The organism is Rhodopirellula sp. UH5 (genome assembly GCF_056839225.1).
In genome coordinates, this window is the sequence record NZ_CM166390.1 from 4,557,629 (window position 1) to 4,577,675 (window position 20,047).

A 20,047-nucleotide genomic window follows, 5' to 3' on the forward strand; every position below is an offset into this window, starting at 1 on the left:
TAGGGTAATGGACGAGGCCACGAGTCCTGAACTGGCGTCAAAACCTAGGACTCGTGGCCTCGTCCACTACGATCAACCCTAACTCTTAGCTGTGACAGACCACTAGCACATCCATGTTCACCCCGGATGAACCTCAACTGTGCCTTCCCATTTGGAATTGGTATCGTGAGCCGTCCGCAGCCTCCCCTTTCACGCCACCTTTGACAACCACTTCGCGGCCTTCTGCAACATGGCGAACGAAAGCGAAGGCGGTTTGAATTCACCCCGCACATCACGGCCGCGAATCAGCGTTGTGATCCCGGTCTTCAACAATGCCGCCTTCATTGAGCAGGCATTGCAAAGCGTGTTTGACCAGGACGCCCCCAACACCGAGATCATCGTGGTCGATGATGGGTCGACCGATGCAACCGGCGAAGTGCTCGCGAAATTTTCGGATCGCATTGAAATCGTTTGGCAATCCAATGCCGGATCGGCCATCGCTCGAAATGTCGGCTTGCGTGAGACCACCGGTGAGTACGTGGCCTTCTTGGACGCAGACGATTGGTTCCTGCCGGGAAAGTTTGCCCGACAAACCGAGATCCTCGATGCAAATCCGGAACTGGGCGCCGTGCACAGCGGGTGGAAGATCACGGACGCAGAGGGCGCCGTGACCAAGGTGATTGAGCCTTGGGTCGATGCTCCCGACCTCGATCTGAACACTTGGTTGGTTTTCAAACCTGCCAAGCTCGGGGCGATGCTGTTTCGCCGCGAGTGGCTACAAAAGGTGGGCGGCTTTGATCCCGAACTGCTGCAGTCTCAAGATGTCGATTTGATGCTACGACTGTCTCTGGCTGGCTGCACCTTTCAATGGCAAAAGGCCGCCACCCTCTGCTACCGCCGGCACCCTTTCAGCACCATTCGCCGCAACGGTTTGGGCCAGGTCAAATACGCCACGATGGTGCTGAACAAGTTCTATGCGAATCCCTTGGTCCCTTCCGCGATCAAACGCAACGAACGTTCAGTGCGATACTACTCCAGCATGTGGCTGGCCTGGCACCTGTTCCACATCGGCAACGCAGAGGCTGCCGCGCAGCAACTTCAACAGACGCGTTCCTATTCGAAGGACGATCTTCGACGCACCGCTCACGATTGCTTGTATCACTTTGCAAGCTGGACGGAAGCGGCAGGTTCAGATCCGGAAGACGTCCGAACAATGATCGGTGCCTTTGAGACGCTTGGTGACGGAGATCTGTCTGCCTCAAACCACCTGACCACTTCGCTGCACTGGTGGCTTTCCGTTTGGCGGCACTACCTTTCTGAAAAAAGTCCAAACGCCGCGTCACAACTCAAACACTCTCCGCGCCTCGATCCCGATCAACTCCTCGAGCAAGTCAGCTTCTACCTGCGAACCGGCATGGTGCCCACACCAGTCCAAACGGTCGATCGATTTTGGAACGACGCGATGTCGACCGGGCACTTCCAATCAACCGAACAGCATCGAACCGCTGAACTTTACGTGACACTGTACGGTCGTGCGTTGTATTCCGGCGACTGGCGAATTGCTTTGCGAGCGTTGTTGCGAACGATGCGTTTCGGTTGGCATCCCAAGGCTTGGACGCGCATCGTCCGCACGATCAAGTCGCTCTGGATGGAGCTCAAAAACTCAAAGTGACACGAGTTTCAAAGTGACACGTTGGCTGATTCCAGAGATGCCTCCATCGCCTCTTCATTCAACAAAGAGACTTCTTTGGGCCCGAGCACCTCGTAGGTCACACCCCGCCAGATCACCCGTCGAAGGACCGTCGCACGAACCATGGCGGAAACATGAATGACAACCGCCAGTAGCATCGCAATGGGAAGCTTCAACAATTGGACGCCAATGAATCCTGGAACCGGCTCGCCCTGTGCTCGGATGATTCGGCGGGCAGCGACGTCCAACAAAAACCAGAGCGTCATGACCGTCCCGCTGTAGATGGCGGAGCCGACCGCAAACCCAAACGCCTCCTCGTGGTATCCCACGAGCGTACAAACAATGGCCAACACCAAGGTGACCATATAAATGCCAAGCACACCCAACGTGTAAACCAACATGATCGGCCATTGGCTGCTCATGTAAGTCTGCGTCCACTTCAATTGGCGAGTGAGAAAGTTGTGAGCAAATCGCAAATCGCAGTCTTCTCGATTGGCCATCAACAACGAGGGGACAAATTGAAGCTTGAGTCCCTGTTCTCTCAACGCCACTCGGACAGGTCCATCGTCGACGATGGATCGGGTCAGTGTCTCTCGCAAGCCGCTCTCTTTCACCACCGACGCCCGGATCGCCAAAGATCCGCCCCACGGAATTTGCCCGAGATGCATCGTGACGACGCCGATCGCGTTGCAAACCTGACGCACGAGCGATCCCATCCAGCCAACGGTTGGAAGAAACCATCGATTTCCAAAAGCCGCACCCACGCGAGGGTCATCCAGCGGAGCCACCAACTCACGCAGCCAAGTGGGATGGCTTTCCAGATCAGAATCGGCAAGCACAACCACCTCAAACGAATCATCGATCTGATCCAGAAGCTGGACCAACGAACTGCATTTCAAACTGCACGTCTCCAGTCGCTGGCGAAGCGTCGAAATGTGAACCCGGCACGCGGCGGACTTGCCTCCCGTGTCATCAACGCCCTGTTTCACCACTCCCCAAGCGGGATCGGCCTCAGAATCAATGACGATAAAAATTTCGTAGTCAGGGTACTGCTGATTCATCAACCGCTGCAGGCCACCCGCCAATTGAGGATCGGCACCCCGCAAGCACAACAAAATGGCAACCCGTGGCAGTTCCCTGTCATCGGACCTCTCACGGCGGTGCCGAAACAATGCCACCAGCGTGAACGTTGTGCACAGTGCATTGATCACAGCGAATCCGATGAGTGCCCAATACGCAAATGTCGCTAGGTGAAGGAGAGTCATGCGAACATTTGGAAGTGAGGCCACAATCGGCGAATCATTTTAAGAACGACCGGCAGCAAGCTACGCAAACACCGTGGCGAGGTCAACTTTGGCGGCGAACGCAACCGCGACTCGACCAAGCCTTTTTCACGCTCATTCGTTCGTTTTTTGCATGCCGAGAGCCATTCAGGCCCCCGAATGCTATTGGTTCGCTGGACCGACTTTGCTAAACGGAGGGATGCCAATGGAATAGGTCCATGCATTGGTGATCGATCCAAGACTCCAATGGCACTGGCGTCAACGGTGCGACAAACATCATTGACGGACGAAACAAAAGTCCTGTCGAGGCAAGGAACGACCGCTTGAGTCACCCCGCTAGAAAACACTCGCTGTCGTCCCGTCTGTTGATCGGCACGCTTGCCACTGGCTGCCTACTTGTGGCAGCGATCGGATGGCGTCTGTTCAGTCAACGCAACGAATTGCCGGAACTACGCACCGTCAATGTCGAGCGACGAGACCTGGTCATCACGGTCGGCACCACCGGGACCATCGAACCCGACGAAGTCGTCCAAGTGGGCCCCGATGTGGCCGGGAAGATTGTTCGCTTTGGCATGGACTCGCGCGATCCCAACAAACCCATCGGTGTTGGCTCACGTGTTGCCGAAGGCACCGTGCTCTTCCAACTGGACACGCAGCAATACGAGATTGCTTTGGAAAAGGCCAATGCCGCTTACCGATTGGCCACGGCCGACTTGGTTCGGCTGGAGGCACAGTTTCAACAATCGCAACGAAACCTTGATCGAGCCAACCGCCTTCGATCGACCAACGCGCAAAGCGTCTACGACGAGATCGTGACCGCCAATGAAATGGCGACGGCAATGCTTGCGGTTGGCAAAGCCAAAGTGGAGGAAGCCGAAGCCGAAGTTCATCACGCCAAGGTGAGCCTGGAGAACACCAACGTCCGATCCCCCATCGACGGCATCGTGATCGACCGACGCGCCAACCTGGGCCAATACGTCAGCGTTGGTCATCCGGGACTCTTTCTATTGGCGAAGGACCTGGACCAAATGCAAATCCGGGCATCCGTGAGCGAAAGCGACATCGGCAAAGTCCAACGAGGCCAACCTGTTACCTTCACCGTTGACGCCCATCGCGACCAAGTGATGACGGGCCACGTGAAAGAGATCTTGCTCAACGCCAGGATGCACGGCAACTTCGTGACCTACGACGTGATCGTGGCGATTGATCAAACCGATTTGAATCTTTTGCCACACATGACCACGGACGTCGAATTTGAAATCACCAAGCGTGAACAAGCTTGGCTGGTGCCCACGGGCGCTCTTCAGTGGTGGCCAGAATCGGAACAGATGGAACGAACCATTGCCTCCGATTTGATCGCTCCGAGTGACGAATCCAACGGCCCCAACAAAGGCGACACCGCCTACATATGGGTCCCCGCGCAAGACGGCAAAGTTCGAGCGATCTCGGTTCTCGTCGGTATCGACGACGGCGTGCAGACCGAAGTGATTGGAACCGGATTGGACAACCATTCACCCGTGGTGGTTGGCGAAGTCAAACGCACCACGCTGGCCAGAATCATTCCGAAAGTGAAAACACTTCGGTAAGCGTCATTGAGTATGTGAGCCGCTTGGCGTTAGCCACGGTTCCCTCACGCAACCGGGGCGAACGCCCAAACGGCTCACGTGGTTGTTCCCTACCCTCCTCGCACCTGTTTAGACGGATCGCTTGATCACAAACGTCCGCAACAAGTGTCAACGAAACGTTCCCGGTTGCGGCATTGCTCTTCGCTGCGTCGCGGATGGACTGGCGATCCGAGTGCCAGTCATGTTGTTGTCGAGTTTCTCAGGCCGGGCGAACACAGACGCTGAGTTCAACGCGAATCGACATTCGTCGTAGGTTGGCTGACCAAAACCCACTCCCATCGCTTGCATCAAGGTGCCCCGAGCGTGGTGGACCTTGATGAATGCGAGGTTGTAGTCGACCACACTGCGTTGAAACTCGGTCTCCGCTTCGGTGGCGCGGATCTGGGCTTCCAACACGTCTTCCACTTGAATCTCGCCTTCGGCATGCCGTTGCGACTGAGCAACCAACCGGATCTGTGACGCTTCGCGACTCTTTGCCATCGAGTTCATCGTGCCATACGCACGATCCAAGTCAATGAATGTGGTGCGAAGCTGCGCCGAGATTTGTCGGCGTTGTTCCTCTGCAATCGCTCGCTCTCGCTGCAATTGAAGTTGGGCATGCCGAACCGCCGCGTTCTCTCGTCGGTTCGCCACCGGCCGACTGTAATCGACTCCCACCTGCCAACCTTGCAACGCACTGCCAAACAGTTCGGTGTCATTGGTCGGGTCGTCAGCCAGTCGTCGATACTGCCCGATGAAATCCAACTGGGGCCGTTGCAAGTTCTTCGCCGCTTTGATTTCGAGCACACGCTTATCGATGATCGCCTGTTGTTTTCGAAGCTCGATTCGGCTGCCTTGCGCCAACGCATCACTTTCATGCCAATCAAACCGGATCGGTGCCTGCAGCGGAGGTCCGATGGGTTGGATCAGCCGGTCGTCGCAAGCTGGAAGCGCCAGCAACGTTCGCAGTTTGAGCTCAACGTTGTAGACCCCTGTTTGCCCCGGAACCGTGCCACAGATTGCATTTCGAACCGCGGCCTCAGCAGAATAGAACTGCTGCCTCGCCAACGCTTCGACATCGGGCGGGCTGACTCGTTGTTCGACGCGTTGCTGCTCCAATTGCCACGCTTGCCGCGTGTTCTCCATGGCAACCCGCTTGGCCTCGAGATCTTGATAGGCGAAGAACAACTCCCAATACACGATCGAGACATCTCGCACCAATTCAGAGACGGCCTGTTCGACTCCGAGGCTGACCTGCTGGTGATCAATCTGGGCGATGCGAATGCCTCGGTACACACCGGGTTTGGCCAAAGGGCCCGCGATCTCGTTGATCTCGGTTCCCGACCCTCGCATCAGCGGGTGCCGAACTTCTGCTCCGTAAGCCGCATACAGCCCACCGGCCAGATCCTCGTCATAGCCACCGATGCTGCCGATCGACACCTGCGTTCCCGAATGCAGAATGCGGCCGACACCCAATCTCGCCAGCGTCTCGGGCTGGGAAAAGACGCCAAATTGGCCGTTTGAGAACGCGGAATTGACTGAGTTGCCGTCGCCGTTCCAAACAAAACTGGATTGGAACTGGGTGTCAAAAGCAGACAAGCTTGCGTCGAGCCCCAGATTCGGATCGTTGCGAAGCACCGCCGGATCCAACGTGGTTCGCACCATGTCCGGGTACGACAAAACTCGACCGCCTTGGTCGCGAATGACCTGGCTGTTTCCGAGCGCCAACTGAATCGCTTCGTCCAACGACAAATGCCAAGGCGTCAGTTGATCAAACTCGTCGGCGGTTGGTGGCGATCGCTGCACGACTGATTCGAGATGCGAAACCGTCGCGATCTCAGGCGGTTGGTTGGACTGCCCAGTGGCGGGTTGCCCAACGGGCTTCTCTAGCGAAATCGCGGACCAATCCGAAGGCGTCATCCCCGGTTGCTGTGGCGCACGCATGTCCGCCGTCCGGCACCCCGGGAAACTGGTGGTCACCAACGCGATCAGCAGCGATGCGATCGCTTGGTGAGTCAATTCGAATGATCGCGAAGTACGCATTCGTGGTTCGCTGAGTCCTCGGATGCATGCTTGGAGATTGTCGGACCTGAACGTTTATCGGAGTTGTAGGCCAACCCTGACAGCAATACCGGCACGTCCCAAACCAACCACCTAACCCGCAAAGTCACCTGGCTGACACACTTTGCCCAGAATGGAGCAGGCAAAAGGCGATCGCCAACGCACCCAATTTTCCTGGTCGATCAAAGAGATCGGGACTGCGGTGCCGGCTCGGAATACGAGGTGTGCGGCCCGCGTTGAATCTTGTCGCCACGCACGTGATAGACGATTCCGCGCCAAGTCACCTTGGTCGTGAAGAAGCACTTGCAAAACCAGAACGGCGAGACGATCTGGCTGACAACGATCCAAAACGGCAGTTTCACGAGCGATGCTGTGGACAAACCACTTGTTGGTGCACCGCAGTGGGATCCACTTCGATGAAAGCTGGTTTCACACATCAAAACCAACACCACATTCGAAATCTCGAAGGCGATGAACGCGAACAAAGCGGCCCGCATCGATTCCCAGTCGGATTGCATCCATCCCACCACGGCAACGACTGCAGCGAGGAACGGAATGGCCGACGAGATGATCCCGTAGCCGACCGTCGCTGGCCAACTCGAATGATAAAGCTTCGCGGTCAACAACTGTCGAGGCACCCAGTTCATCAAGTCAGCAAAGGTGCACGTTTCCTGATTCACGACCATCACGTTGGGCACGAAGATCTGTCGATACCCCTGACGACGCGCAACTCGATCGAGCATCGTGTCCTCGCAAAATGCATGCGACCATTTCTTCAGCAAACCGGCTTCATCAATCAGCTGCCGTCGAATCAGCAGGCTCCCACCCCAAGCGATCCGAAAGACGATCATGTTGATGGCGGCGGGAATGTTCCAAAGGTATCGAACCAAGGATGCACCCGTTGGATCCTGAGGTTGGTACCAACGATTGCCCGTTGTGACCGCCACCGTTGGGTCTTGCAGCGGTGCAGCCAGTTCAGCCAACCACGTCCGGTGGGGAACCGTGTCCGCGTCACACAACGCGATGACCTCAAACGATGGATCGAGCCCTCGGATCACCTGAACAATCGCGGCGCACTTCAGGCTGCATGTTTCCGGTGGATCCTGCAAGACACTGACCCGCACTCGTTCATCGGATTCGAATTCGCGAAGAACGGCTCGTGAAGGATCTTCTTGACTGTCCACGACCACCTGCAACTGAAACTCAGGGTAATCCTGGTCGAGCAAGCTTCGCAGGCACTCCTTCAAAAACGGGTCCGCCCCGCGAAGACACAGGATGACCGCTGCCTTGGGTGTGAAAGCCTGTTCGGGCAAACGCGCCCGTCGCGACATCCACACGACAAAGATCAGCGAAAACGCAGCCTGAATCGCCACGATGACGAAGACACCCCAACAAAAAGCGATGGCGATCGTCACGCGGGAGCATTCCTGAAAAATCGTTGCAGTTGAAAAACAGAGGGAGACACACTCAACATCGTCGCCCACCGTCTTTCACGGAAGGTCAGGCGATCGATCGCGCGCCCTGATTGCCCACCGCTTTCGCCAGGATGCGAAACAAGACGGAGCTTGCCTATCGCTTGGTTGGGATTCCAGCACCGGTTTCCTGGAGCCATTCGGTCAAACGCCCCGTCAACTTCTGAGCGATCTCCGGGTGAACAGCGGCCAGATCCTTCGTCTCGCTCAGGTCAGCTTCCAAGTCGTACAGTTCAACGGAATCGTCGTCATGACGAAGAATGAGCTTGTATTGGCCACTGCGAATCACCGAACCAGGACGATTGTCTTTGTGAAACGCGAAGTGTGGGTAGTGAAAGTACAACGCATCACGCTGGAGTTTGCCACCGCTGAACAACGGTTGCAATGTTTCGCCATCAAGTGATTCATCGCCCGCAAGCCCGACCCCTGCAGCATCCAAAACGGTTGCTGTCAGATCCATGCTGATCACAGGGGTTTCATTCACCGTCGCCGCTTCCGTCACGCCGGGCCAGCGAACGATCAATGGCACTCGCAAACCACCCTCGAACAGATACCCCTTCCCTTTCCGCAGCGGTCGGTTGTCAGTCGCGCCCGACCAACCGCCGTTGTCACTGGTGAACACCACCAAGGTCTCGTCCGAGATGCCGAGCGAATCCAACTCACGCAGCACGCGTCCGACAGCGCGGTCGGTGGCTTCAATCTGGCCACCGTAGATGGGATTCTTCAGACCAGGACCTTCTTTGCCTTTGTAATGTTCGATCAAGTCCTCCGGTGCCTCAAATGGATAATGTGGATTGTAAGTCCACAAGCACACGAACATCGGCTGGTCCTTCTCACGCCGCAAGAATTCAATCGTTTCGTCGGCCAAACGATCGCTCAGGTACTCGCCTTCTTTGCGAGGCGGCAACGCGGGAATTCGATAGGGATCAAAGTACGTCGGAGGTCCCCCGAGCCCGCAACCACCCACGTTGACATCAAAACCGTGCTCAGTTGGCCAGTACTTTTTGTCGCCGCCCAGATGCCACTTGCCGAAGAAGCCGGTCGTGTATCCGGCTGCTTTCAATCGCTCCGCCATCGTCGTGGTTTCGTGAGGCAATTCATGTTTGGTTGCGGGTGGTTGAATCAATCGATCTTCGGGCCAAAAAGACTTGCTATCCGCCCCATGCTGGGTGATGTGCAGTCTCGCGGGAGCAAGCCCGGTCATCAGAGCGGCACGTGTTGGAGAACAGACCGTGGAAGCCGCGTACGCGTTGTCGAAACGCACCCCTGATTCTGCCAATGCATCGATATTGGGCGTCCGCAACACCTCGTTGCCCTGGCAGTGCAAATCCTTCCATCCCATGTCATCCGCCATGATGAACAGGATGTGCGGTTGATCCGCTGTCGTGGTTGGAATCAAGCAGGCGTTCAAGCAAGACGCCAACAGCAACCCCACCCACAAACGCATCGTTCGAGTCTCATTCATGTTCGTAGTTCTCATGATCACGGTTTTTCTGGAACGATTGGCCAATCATCGGTTCGAAACGAGGATGCAGGCAGGCCATCTTGGTTAGACAAATTGGGCGTGTCGCCACTGCCCCAGGCGTATCGCACGGCAACTGGTTCAGTGACCGCGTCGCTGTGCACGACGATCGTGTCCCCGTCGATCTTAGCGTCGGCGGCGACGAACGTTTGATCGGCTCCAGCAATGACAAAATGACTCGGTGACTTGCCATCGGATGTGGTCAGCCCACCGCCAACATGCTGGAAGTGCAGACGAATGGATGCCCCTTCGACCTCGTGACTTTGAAAGAGCGGTCCTGAATCCACGATGTCTTGACGACCGTAGTCACGGGAAAGAGCCAGCCCAGCCAATCGTTCGCCCACAGGTTTCTTGTTCTTTGGGTGGATATTGGTTGGATCACCAATGTCCATCGTGACCACCATCCCCGTGTTGGGTTCCGACAACGCCATCGTTTGTGCCTCCCGTAGAAAGGCCGCACTGATCGGTTCCTGCTTGTACGCAAAGGGAGCGATTTGCACAAAGTAAAACGGAAAATCGCCAGTCCCCCAACGACTTCGCCAGTCGCGAATCATGGCTGGGAACAGAGTTCGGTATTGCTCGGGTTGCTTGACGTTGGATTCGCCCTGGTACCAGATCACACCGCGAAAAGAGAATGGGATCAGCGGCTGGACCATGCTGTTGTACAGCACGCTTGGGTTCAGTTGATTCAACCCTCGCGGAGCCTTTTGACCGCGTGGGAATGTGATGCCAACCTCATCCGCTAATTTCGCATGGATCGCGAACGGTTGGTTGAACTCAGGGAAGTCTTCTTTCAAAACTTCGGGGCTCACCCAAGCCTCAGCGGAGGAACCACCCCAGTTGCTCGAGATCAACCCGATCGGCACGTCCAATTCCTGGTGCAGTCGCGAGCCAAAGAAGTAACCTACCGCACTGAAGTTGAGAACGGTTTGTGGGCTGCAGGTGGTCCACTTCGCTTGGACGTCGTCTTGTCCTTCCAGTGCCAAGATCTGAGGCACATCGCAAAAGCGAATTTGCGGGTACTTGGCTTGGACCACGTCCTCTTTGAAATGATCCACACCGAAGCCACGCATCTTCCACTGCATGTTCGACTGACCGGAACAGATCCAAACTTCGCCCACCAAAACATCGGTCAACTGGATCGTCGTCTCGCCACTGCTCACGTGAACCTGGAATGGCCCTCCCGCCTTGGGAGTCTTGATCCTGACCTGCCATTTTCCATCGGAGTCTGCTTGGCATTGAACGGTTTGATCGGACCACGATGGGGTCACCGCAACAATCGCGTTCGGATCGACTGTTCCCCAAACCGGTGCGTTGGTTTCTTGCTGAAACACCATCCCATCGCCAAACATGCCGGACAGCCGCAATGCCGTCCGCTGGGAGGTTTCCACTTCGGCGACCACCGCTGTGGAAGCGAGGATCAGCCAGCACGGCAAAACAGCGGACAGCACACGAAACATAGCGACTCAGCAAGCAATCATTCGATGGTCAACGAAACGCAAGACCCGAGGATTATCCTTCAACCGACATTGAAAGCAAAGCACGGCGGCGACCAGGGCGATGAGTTCCTGGATGCGTTCACTGAAGTCCCGACCCGATGGCGAGTGATTCCCCACCGCTATTCCGCCGCAACGTCCTTCGCCACCCCTGCGTGGACACGGGCGGGGGACTAACATACGGCCTACCTTTTTTCATTTCCTCCTCTGCATCCCCCGAAGTCGGCAATGAAATCCCCATCGCTCATCCGCGCCCTCGTTGCGTTTCTTCTCGTAGTTCCGCTGTCGACCTCGCTTGCTTTCTCGGAGGACAGCACGCCGCCCAACATCATTTTGTTGATGAGCGACGATCAAGGCTGGGGCGATGTCGGCTTCAACGGCAACGAGGTTGTGCAGACGCCCCACCTCGATGCGATGGCCGCGGCGGGAGTTCGATTCGACCGTTTTTACGCTGCCGCCCCCCTTTGTTCACCGACACGCGGCAGCTGCCTCACCGGTCGCTACCCATTTCGCTTTGGCATCCTGGCGGCTCACACCGGCGGCATGCGAGTGGGCGAAATCACGATTGCTGAGATGCTCAAGAAAAGAGAGTACGCAACTGGCATGTTCGGCAAGTGGCACATCGGCTGGGTGAAGCCCGATGAAGTCGGCACACGAGGTTTCTACTCCCCTCCCTCCCATCATGGTTTCGATGAGTACTTCGCCACCACGAGTGCGGTGCCGACGTGGAACCCAACCGTCACACCCGACGACTGGGACAGTTGGGGCAACAAGCCGGGTGAACCGTGGAAAGGTGGCTTTCCCTACGTTCACAACGGCGTCGAAGCCAAGGAGAATTTGTCGGGTGACGACAGTCGCGTCATCATGGATCGTGTGATCCCATTCATTGAAGCCAACCAATCCCAACCCTTTCTAGCAACGGTCTGGTTCCACGCACCTCACGAACCGGTGGTCGCTGGCGACGAGTTTCAAAAGCTGTACCCCCAAGCCGGCAGCAAACGAAAGAACTACTACGGCTGCATCACAGCGATGGACCAGCAAATCGGACGCTTGCGAACCAAACTGCGCGAGCTTGGCATCGAGAAGAACACGGTGGTCTTCTTCTGCAGCGACAATGGCCCCTCCGATGGTTTAACGAAGAGGAAGGTCGCCTCAGCGGGACCCTTCAAAGGTCACAAGCACACCATGTACGAAGGCGGCCTGCTGGTTCCCGCCTGTGTCGAGTGGCCCGGGACGATTCCGGCGGGCACTTCCACCGACGTCCGATGCAGCACGGTGGATTTCCTACCGACGGTGGCTTCGATCGTCGGTGATTCGATGGCAACCAAAGCCAACCGCCCCATCGATGGCATCGACTTGATGCCGGTGATTCGCGGCGAAACCAAGGCTCGAGACCGGAGCCTGTTCTTTGGCTATCGCAGATTGCACCAAGGCATCGATGGCCAAGCGATCATCTCAGACGACTGGAAACTGCTTCGAGAAGCGAAGAAAAACGGTCGCGTGCGTTTGTACGATCTCGCCAAAGACCCGTTTGAGAAAAAGGATTTGTCCGCCGAACAGCCAGAACAAGCCGAACGACTTCGCAAAGAGCTTGAGCTCCTGGATGCGAGCTGCCAGCGGAGTCGCGATGGGGCGGACTATCGATACTGAATCGCGGCCATCCGGCACCTGGCCTGTGGATTGACTCCTGCTCCCAACCACCACCCAACTTTGCTCTCTCGACCCGACCTCTGTCTGCGGACGGAGGTTCGCGTGAAATCCAAACTGAAAGAATCCGAGATGACCCAAACTCTTGCACCCGCGATCCGTGGCGTCATGTTGGCTTGCACCCTGATCGCATTTCACGCCGTCAGTGCAGCGGAGGAATACGACGTCTATCTTCTCGCCGGCCAGTCCAACATGGATGGGCGGGGACTTGCGAGCAAGCTGACTGAGGAACAGCAACAGCCATTCGAAGACGCCATCCTTTTCTACCGCAATGTGCCTCACTCCAGCGAAGGTTGGCAACCGCTCGCTCCCGGTTTCAGCATGCCACCGGGGTACAAAGGCGAGCTTCCTTCACCAAAGTTTGGACCTGAAATCGGGTTCGCACGATCCATGCTGCAGGCCAACCCGGATCGCAAACTGGCGTTGATCAAAGGTTCCAAGGGCGGCAGCAGTTTGCGAGTTGATTGGAAACCCGGTGTGCAGGGGGATCCCAGCAGCCAGGGACAACGGTATCGCGATTTCATCGAAACCATCCGCATGGCGACCAAAGAACTGGTCCAACGAGGCGATTCGTTCGCCATTCGTGGAATGCTTTGGCACCAAGGCGAATCGGACTCCAAGTCCAGCACCGAGGTCTATCAACGCCGACTGGAAGAACTGATCGTTCGCATCCGAGAAGACGTAGGCGTTCCCGAACTGCCGGTCGTCGTCGGTGAGGTCTTTGACAACGGCAAACGTGACAGCGTCCGCGCCGCGATTCAAGCGGTCGCCGCCGGCGACTCCACCGTCGGGCTGGTTTCGTCCGAAGGCACCCAGACGTGGGATCCTGGCACTCACTTCGATGCCCCCAGTCAATTGCTACTGGGAGAACGTTACTCGGCCGCGATGCGTGAGCTTCCCATTCCAGAACCGGGCGAGATGCCCGCGATCTCGGAGCAAAGCAACCTGACCAAACCCAACGTGTTGTTCATCACCGTCGATGATTTGAACGACTGGGTCGGCTGCTTGGGTGGCAACCCGGATGCCCAGACACCGAACCTGGATCGACTGGCACAACAAAGCGTCTTGTTCAACAACGCCCATTGCCAGGTGGCTCTGTGCTATGCGTCACGAGCCTCGTTCATGACCGGCATGTACGCTTCCAAAACAGGGATCTACAACAACTCATCCAAGTCAGCCAATGAAGCGTATCGCCAAGCGAAACACATGCCCGTTTGGTTTGGCGAGCATGGGTATCGAACGATGTGCATGGGCAAGATCTATCACAACGATCACGGCAAGAAGGCCTACTGGGATGAGATCGGCCCCAAGACTCTTCGCTGGGGACCGGAACCACCAAACGGTCGACAATTTGCCGAACGATTCGGCAAAGACGCCCAAGACTCCTTGGCCTGGGCCGCGCTGGACATTGAAGAAGGCGGCATGCCGGACGAGCAAATCGCGGCTTGGGGAATTGAGAAACTCAACGAACAACACGACCAACCGTTTTTTCTATCGCTGGGTTTCTACAAACCTCACACACCGATGACGGCCCCGAAGCGATACTTCGATCAGTTCGATCGAGACAGCCTGACCTTGCCGGAGATACTTGAAAACGACCTGGATGATGTCCCAGAAATCGGTCGTCGGTGGGTGCTCGATCGCAGCAAACTGATCGCGGAAGAAGCCGTCCGCCAGTACAGCCCAACCTACCGACGAGAGTTGGTTCACGCCTACCATGCCTGCGTTGCCTTGGTGGACGACTGCATCGGACAAGTGCTGACGCATCTGGACAACAGCCCTCACGCCGACAACACAATCGTGGTCCTGTGCTCCGATCACGGTTGGCATCTGGGAGAAAAACATCACTGGCGCAAATGGATGCCCTGGGAAGAATCCACCCGCAGTTTGTTGATCGTGCGAACTCCCAACGCGGCCGGCAACGGCAGCGTCAGTGAACGAACCGTGGGACTGATCGACATTTACCCGACCCTGGCTGACCTCTGCAACCTGTCCCCGCCAAGCGATCTGCAAGGCTTGAGTTTCCAGCACCTGCTAGATAATCCAAAAGCCGCCTGGGACCGCCCCGCACTCACCTCCACCAAAGCCGGCAACCACACGGTTCGCTCACAACGTTGGCGTTACATTCGCTACATCGATGGATCGGAAGAGCTTTACGATCACGACAACGATCCCAATGAATGGCACAACCTCGCGGGCGATCCAGCCATGGAAGCGATCAAAAAGCAGCACGCTGCATGGATCGACCAACTCAACCAGGCGGACTAATCAACAGACCGCCGATGGTTCCCAGGTGCCGCCACCAATCATAGCCAACTCAGATCGAACCCGTCGTCGGTCAAGAGTTGCAGATCGGTGTGCGAATCGTCGGAATCGTCATCCACTCCATCGATGAACGCATCGCAAAACGCTTGATCCACCAAATCTTGATGCAAGAGACCACCATTCAATGAAGTGTTGGAGGAGGCGACTTCCGACACTGAAGCATCGATCCCCAACTCTTCTGATTCAGTCCTGTCCTCATTAGCACTTGGCAATGAGAAGACTTGCACCGGAGCAGCCAAATCCCATGCCTCGAGCGACTCGCCGGCGGGTGTGGAGTCCGATCCAGGATCCTGACTTCGATTCAACTGGTTGATCACGATCAACGCATCCAAAGCCGTGACCGCACCGTCTGCGTTGACGTCCACCCAAGATGGATCCGACACAGGCTCTCCCGCTGCATCCGACATTTCATTCAGTCGATTGACGACCACCAATGCATCCAAGGCCGTGGTCTGGCTATCACCGTTGGTGTCGGTGGGTTGCAAGAAGTTGTTTGTTGCGGTCAACGAGAAAGCGTCTGTTCCGGCAGTCGAACCAACGGAGTACATCCGGTCGCTGGAATGGGCTTCAAAGATGATCGCATACAGCCCACCCGCGTTCACCGTGGCTTGAGCTGCACCGTTCACAAACTGACTGACCTGCTGAACGTCGCCATCGAGAATGCGGATGCTTTCTCCCACCGACGCGGTGCCGATGGGCACAACTGTCATCGTTCCCGTGGCATGGGCGACAAACAGAATCGCGGTCTGCACACTGCCCGCGGAGATCAGATGCGGACGAACAACAAAGTCCGGCGTGATGATCTGAGCTGGGATGTCCGGTGTGGTGTCCGTGTCCTGATTGGTTGCAACAATTTCAGAATCTGAAATCGCAGCGTAATCTGCATCTTGACTGGACACCGTGAGCGTCACGTCGACCGTTTGATCACCATCAACGATCCCGTCGGCCACTCCCGTGACGACGAACGTCTGATCAACATTCCAATTGTCAGGGGTGAAAGTCAGTGCAGCGGTGCCCACTGAAATTTCGCCCGTGTCACCACTGGAAATGGTCACGGTGACATCGTCCGTTGGCTGGCTGGCCAAAGAAACGGTCACACTGTCACTGGTTCCATTTTCATTGACCACCGTCGATCCGGCGGATTGGTTGACGACCAAACCGGGGGTGGCCGGGACCACTGAAACGGTCACGGTCGTGGTATCAACTCCCGTCGCCCCTTCATCGTCCGTGACTTGCACGCCGACGGTGAATGTTCCTGCGGCGGTCGCTGCAAACGCTGCGGTCACCCCCGTGGCATCGTCATACTCGCCGTCGCCGTCGAGATCCCAGGCGTAGCTGGCAATCGTTCCGTCACTGTCAGTCGAACCAGCCGCGGTCAACGTGATCGTGTCGCCGACCAACCCGCTGTAGGCCCCGCCTGCATCTGCGGTGGGAGACTCATTGGTGCTTGTCGTGTCATTGACGTTTTCTGCACCGGGAGTTGCCGTTGTCATCGACACGAAAACTTCATCGCCGTCTGGGAAGCGTCCGTACGAAACGTCCGTGACCTGCTCGCCAAACACAACCGAATCGATCAAGGTCGTGCCATCGGTGTCAAACAGCCCAATTTCTTCACCACCGGACGACAACTTGAACGTCGCATGGTCATCGCCTTGATCAGTGTCGCCATCAGCCCACACGATCAAGTAACCACCTGCCGCGATCGTCGTCCCGCTGGCAAATTGCCACTGAGTCGGATCCGACAAATCGTCCGTCATCGACATCCCACTGAGGTCAATCGACTCGGTACCAGGATTGTAGATTTCAACCCAGTCCTCAAACGCCCCGGCTTCATCGGGATCTTCGATCACCGAATCGTTGTCCGCCATGAACTCGTTGATGTACAGCACCACTGGGTCAACTGCAACGGATGAAACACTCACGGTCGTGGTGTCGCTTCCCGTCGCTCCTTCATCGTCCGTGACTTGCACGCCGACGGTGAATGTTCCTGCGGCGGTCGCAACAAACTCTGCGGTCACACCCGTGGCATCGTCATACTCGCCGTCGCCGTCGAGATCCCAGGCGTAGCTGACAATCGTTCCATCACTGTCAGTCGAACCAGCCGCGGTCAACGTGATCGTGTCGCCGACCAACCCGCTGTAGGTCCCGCCTGCATCTGCGGTGGGAGACACATTGGTGCTTGTCGTGTCATTGACGTTCGCTGCACCGGGAGTTGCCGTTGTCATCGACACGAAAACTTCATCGCCGTCTGGGAAGCGTCCGTACGAAATGTCCGTGACCTGCTCACCAAACACAACCGAATCGATCAAGGTCTTGCCGTCGGTATGGTACAGACCGATCTCTTCACCGCCGGACGACAACTTGAACGTCGCATGGTCATCGCCTTGGTCAGTGTCGCCATCAGCCCACACGATCAAGTAGCCACCTGCCGCGATCGTCGTCCCGCTGGCGAATTGCCACTGAGTCGGATCCGACAAATCGTCCGTCATCGACAACCCACTGAGATCAATCGATTCCGTGCCAGGGTTGTAGATTTCAACCCAGTCCTCAAACGCACCGGCTTCATCGGGATCTTCGATCACCGAGTCGTTGTCCGCCATGAACTCGTTGATGTACAGCACCACTGGATCGACGGGATCGATAACGACCACGCTGGCAAGGTTCTCAACACCAAAGGTGGGTTGGTCCGTCGTCTCCAAGTCGCCTTCCCCATCGGGCACGCGAGCCAGCGAGGTGTCATCCGACATCGCTTCGTAGGTCACGGTGTCGATCACGGTGATCCCGTCGGTCAACTGCAGGGTGCCACCGGTTGCACTGAGAGCAAAACTTGCGTGGTTGCTTCCTTCGCTGGTTTCGCCATCCATCCAAAGCGTCAAAAACTCTCCATCATCGAGACTTCCCGCTGGGATTGACCACTTGGTCAGATCACCCGCATCATCGGTCAGGTACAAGCCCGAGACGTCGACCAGACCTGGACCAAAGTTGTAGATTTCGATCCAAGGGTCATAGTCCCCGGCCTCATCTTGGATGGTTGTGACGTTGGTCGTCATCAATTCGTTGAGACGCAGATCGGAGGATGACGCATACGTGTCCAACTCCGCATCGAGGTACTCCGCTCGAGTCTCGATGAACGAAGTCAATCCGTAGATCGTCCCCATCCCGGACACGATGTCGCTGGTCAGGTTTTGTTCAAACTGGGCCGCCGTGTATTGCTTGTTCGGGTCCGCCGTCACATCGTCACGAATCAGATCCGCCAATTCATCGATTCGCTCGGTCGCCGTCGTGACATCGAATCCTTCCCGCAGCATCTCCGCCAAATCACGCAGGTAGTCAGCGCTGTACTCATCCACTGCCCACAGGTTTTCCATCAAGGGGCGTGACTCCTCTGCGTCTTCGTCTTCGACGATGTCGCCGGGTCCACCCACGGGAGGCCCACCGCCTCCCGGGCCACCGATCGGTCCACCCGTCGTGGTCGCGACAGGCAGCCAAAACGGATCGAGCTCCTGCAGGTCTTCACCTGGTGAGGTGAATAGACTGAACCGTCCAAAGGACTCGTTCGCGTCCCACAGAATGTGCGTGAACTGCCCGGTGTCGTCGCGGTCGTACAGGTAGTAATTGTGCGCCGCGCCGTTGTACGAATCGAGGTTCGCAAACAGATTGTTGATCGCAATCGACGCCAACGCATCATCCACATCCAACAACGGTTCTATCGCCTCTGACAGATCTTCGGCCGACGTGTTGTTGAGAACGTCGATGAATTCCACCAGATCAGAATAGTCGTTCGCGGTCTCGTTGGTTTTGAGTTGGTAGTTCTCTTCGTAGGCGACGGGGTCGTCGCCGAGGTAGGTCAAGTCCGATCCGAAGTCCGCATTGGGATCATCGACCACCTCATCTGCGGCGGCGCCTTTGAATAGGTTGCCGTCTTCATCACTGCCAAAGCGTGTCTGCACGTATGTTTTGTCAACTTGTTCGACCGCCGTGTAAACGCCGTACAACTCGCCATTGATCGTGACATTGGTATGGACCGCTCGGCTGGCACCCTCGACGAAGTTGGACGCAAAGTCATACAGCAACTTCTCCCGCAGCATCGTCGGGTCGTTGTAGTTGTTGTTCAGATTCAGCTTTTTCAGGCCCAGGTAGGTCAGGCTGTCGTTGTCTTCATCGTACTCGTCAAAGTCAATTTTCAATGACTTCTTGATACCGGTGCCAGTGAATGACGAGTTGCCTTTGAAACGCACCCCCACGTTTTCCATCGTGATACCATCGATCGTCACATCGGCGGCAAAGTAGGGATCCTCCGCATCGTTGGCGTGGGAATCAAACAGCACGTCGTACCAGTCTTCGTTCTCGAACGTGATCGAAACCTCGTGAACAAAACTGTCATCGAAGAACGCCGCCGCGTCATCGGCGACCTCGACGTGATCCCAAGCGGAATCTGAAATCGTCTCCCCTTCAGCACCTCGATCGGACGAAACGTCACGGGTTGTCCCCGTTGTCATCTCGGCTGCTGCCGCCAGAGCATCCGTGTCCGACATCGTGTCGACCCCATCCACCGCCTCACCGTGCAGCATCATCCGCTGCTCAAACAACTCCACCCGCAGACGGCGACGAGACTTGCTGACACGATTCGCTTCACGTCGCTTTTTCGAGGAAAACCACTGATTTATCACTTCGATCTCAATATTCTTGACGGCAAGATGAACGGCTTGTAGCAATCAATGCGACACGACCGATTGCAGAGGGCCAAAGAACTTGAAAAAGAGGCTCGGGTGGATATGAAACCAGCCCCCACCGAAGCCCCCTTCTCGACAACAGCGTTCCTCGCACGGTGAGCGATCACCGCCGGAATTGGTAGACTGAGCGACCAGCACCCCTGCAACCGTCCGCCTCAGACGTGGTTGCTTCCCC

The 20,047-nt window shown here is 56.6% G+C and carries 10 protein-coding genes; 4 read left to right on the plus strand and 6 right to left on the minus strand.

The window, feature by feature from the left end:
• Window positions 1–253: 253 nt before the first annotated feature.
• Complete coding sequence (locus UH5x_RS16105; protein WP_482633011.1) at window positions 254–1,651, plus strand: glycosyltransferase family 2 protein; 1,398 nt, start codon at window positions 254–256, stop codon at window positions 1,649–1,651.
• An 8-nt stretch (window positions 1,652–1,659) separates the two neighbouring features.
• On the opposite strand, the gene UH5x_RS16110 is transcribed toward UH5x_RS16105, so the two are convergent.
• Window positions 1,660–2,934 (minus strand): glycosyltransferase family 2 protein, encoded by a 1,275-nt coding sequence (locus UH5x_RS16110; protein ID WP_482633012.1) that lies wholly within the window; start codon window positions 2,932–2,934, stop codon window positions 1,660–1,662.
• Between the two features lie 341 nt (window positions 2,935–3,275).
• Here UH5x_RS16110 and UH5x_RS16115 point away from each other — a divergent pair, with 341 nt between their 5' ends.
• Entirely contained in the window at window positions 3,276–4,538 is a 1,263-nt protein-coding gene (locus tag UH5x_RS16115; RefSeq protein WP_482633013.1) for an efflux RND transporter periplasmic adaptor subunit, read from the plus strand.
• A gap of 147 nt (window positions 4,539–4,685) precedes the next feature.
• On the opposite strand, the gene UH5x_RS16120 is transcribed toward UH5x_RS16115, so the two are convergent.
• From UH5x_RS16120 to UH5x_RS16135, 4 genes are all read right to left on the minus strand, one after another.
• Window positions 4,686–6,599: a TolC family protein gene (locus tag UH5x_RS16120; RefSeq protein ID WP_482633014.1), complete on the minus strand. Its 1,914-nt coding sequence runs from the start codon at window positions 6,597–6,599 to the stop codon at window positions 4,686–4,688.
• A gap of 200 nt (window positions 6,600–6,799) precedes the next feature.
• A complete protein-coding gene (locus UH5x_RS16125) occupies window positions 6,800–8,032 on the minus strand; it encodes a glycosyltransferase family 2 protein (protein WP_482633015.1) in 1,233 nt (410 codons plus the stop codon).
• Between the two features lie 154 nt (window positions 8,033–8,186).
• Complete coding sequence (locus tag UH5x_RS16130; RefSeq protein ID WP_047816814.1) at window positions 8,187–9,554, minus strand: sulfatase; 1,368 nt, start codon at window positions 9,552–9,554, stop codon at window positions 8,187–8,189.
• Between the two features lie 17 nt (window positions 9,555–9,571).
• Window positions 9,572–11,071 carry a sialate O-acetylesterase gene (locus UH5x_RS16135; RefSeq protein WP_482633016.1) on the minus strand — a complete coding sequence of 500 codons (1,500 nt, stop codon included), beginning with the start codon at window positions 11,069–11,071 and terminating at the stop codon, window positions 9,572–9,574.
• Between the two features lie 264 nt (window positions 11,072–11,335).
• Between UH5x_RS16135 and UH5x_RS16140 the strand changes: the two genes are divergently transcribed.
• Together UH5x_RS16140 and UH5x_RS16145 are read left to right on the plus strand one after the other, a co-directional pair.
• Window positions 11,336–12,757: a sulfatase-like hydrolase/transferase gene (locus UH5x_RS16140; RefSeq protein ID WP_482633017.1), complete on the plus strand. Its 1,422-nt coding sequence runs from the start codon at window positions 11,336–11,338 to the stop codon at window positions 12,755–12,757.
• Window positions 12,758–12,859: 102 nt separating this feature from the next.
• Window positions 12,860–15,082 carry a sulfatase-like hydrolase/transferase gene (locus UH5x_RS16145; RefSeq protein WP_236696629.1) on the plus strand — a complete coding sequence of 741 codons (2,223 nt, stop codon included), beginning with the start codon at window positions 12,860–12,862 and terminating at the stop codon, window positions 15,080–15,082.
• A gap of 38 nt (window positions 15,083–15,120) precedes the next feature.
• Here UH5x_RS16145 and UH5x_RS16150 read toward each other — a convergent pair whose 3' ends face one another.
• Window positions 15,121–19,809 (minus strand): CotH kinase family protein, encoded by a 4,689-nt coding sequence (locus UH5x_RS16150; RefSeq protein WP_482633018.1) that lies wholly within the window; start codon window positions 19,807–19,809, stop codon window positions 15,121–15,123.
• Window positions 19,810–20,047: the final 238 nt, after the last annotated feature.

Excerpts from the sequence above, each read along its gene's own strand:
- UH5x_RS16140 (WP_482633017.1), top strand. The coding sequence starts at position 11,336 with ATGAAATCCCCATCGCTCATCCGCGCCCTCGTTGCGTTTCTTCTCGTA.
- UH5x_RS16135 (WP_482633016.1), bottom strand. The coding sequence starts at position 11,071 with ATGTTTCGTGTGCTGTCCGCTGTTTTGCCGTGCTGGCTGATCCTCGCT.
- UH5x_RS16110 (WP_482633012.1), bottom strand. The coding sequence starts at position 2,934 with ATGACTCTCCTTCACCTAGCGACATTTGCGTATTGGGCACTCATCGGA.
- UH5x_RS16120 (WP_482633014.1), bottom strand. The coding sequence starts at position 6,599 with ATGCGTACTTCGCGATCATTCGAATTGACTCACCAAGCGATCGCATCG.
- UH5x_RS16130 (WP_047816814.1), bottom strand. The coding sequence starts at position 9,554 with ATGAATGAGACTCGAACGATGCGTTTGTGGGTGGGGTTGCTGTTGGCG.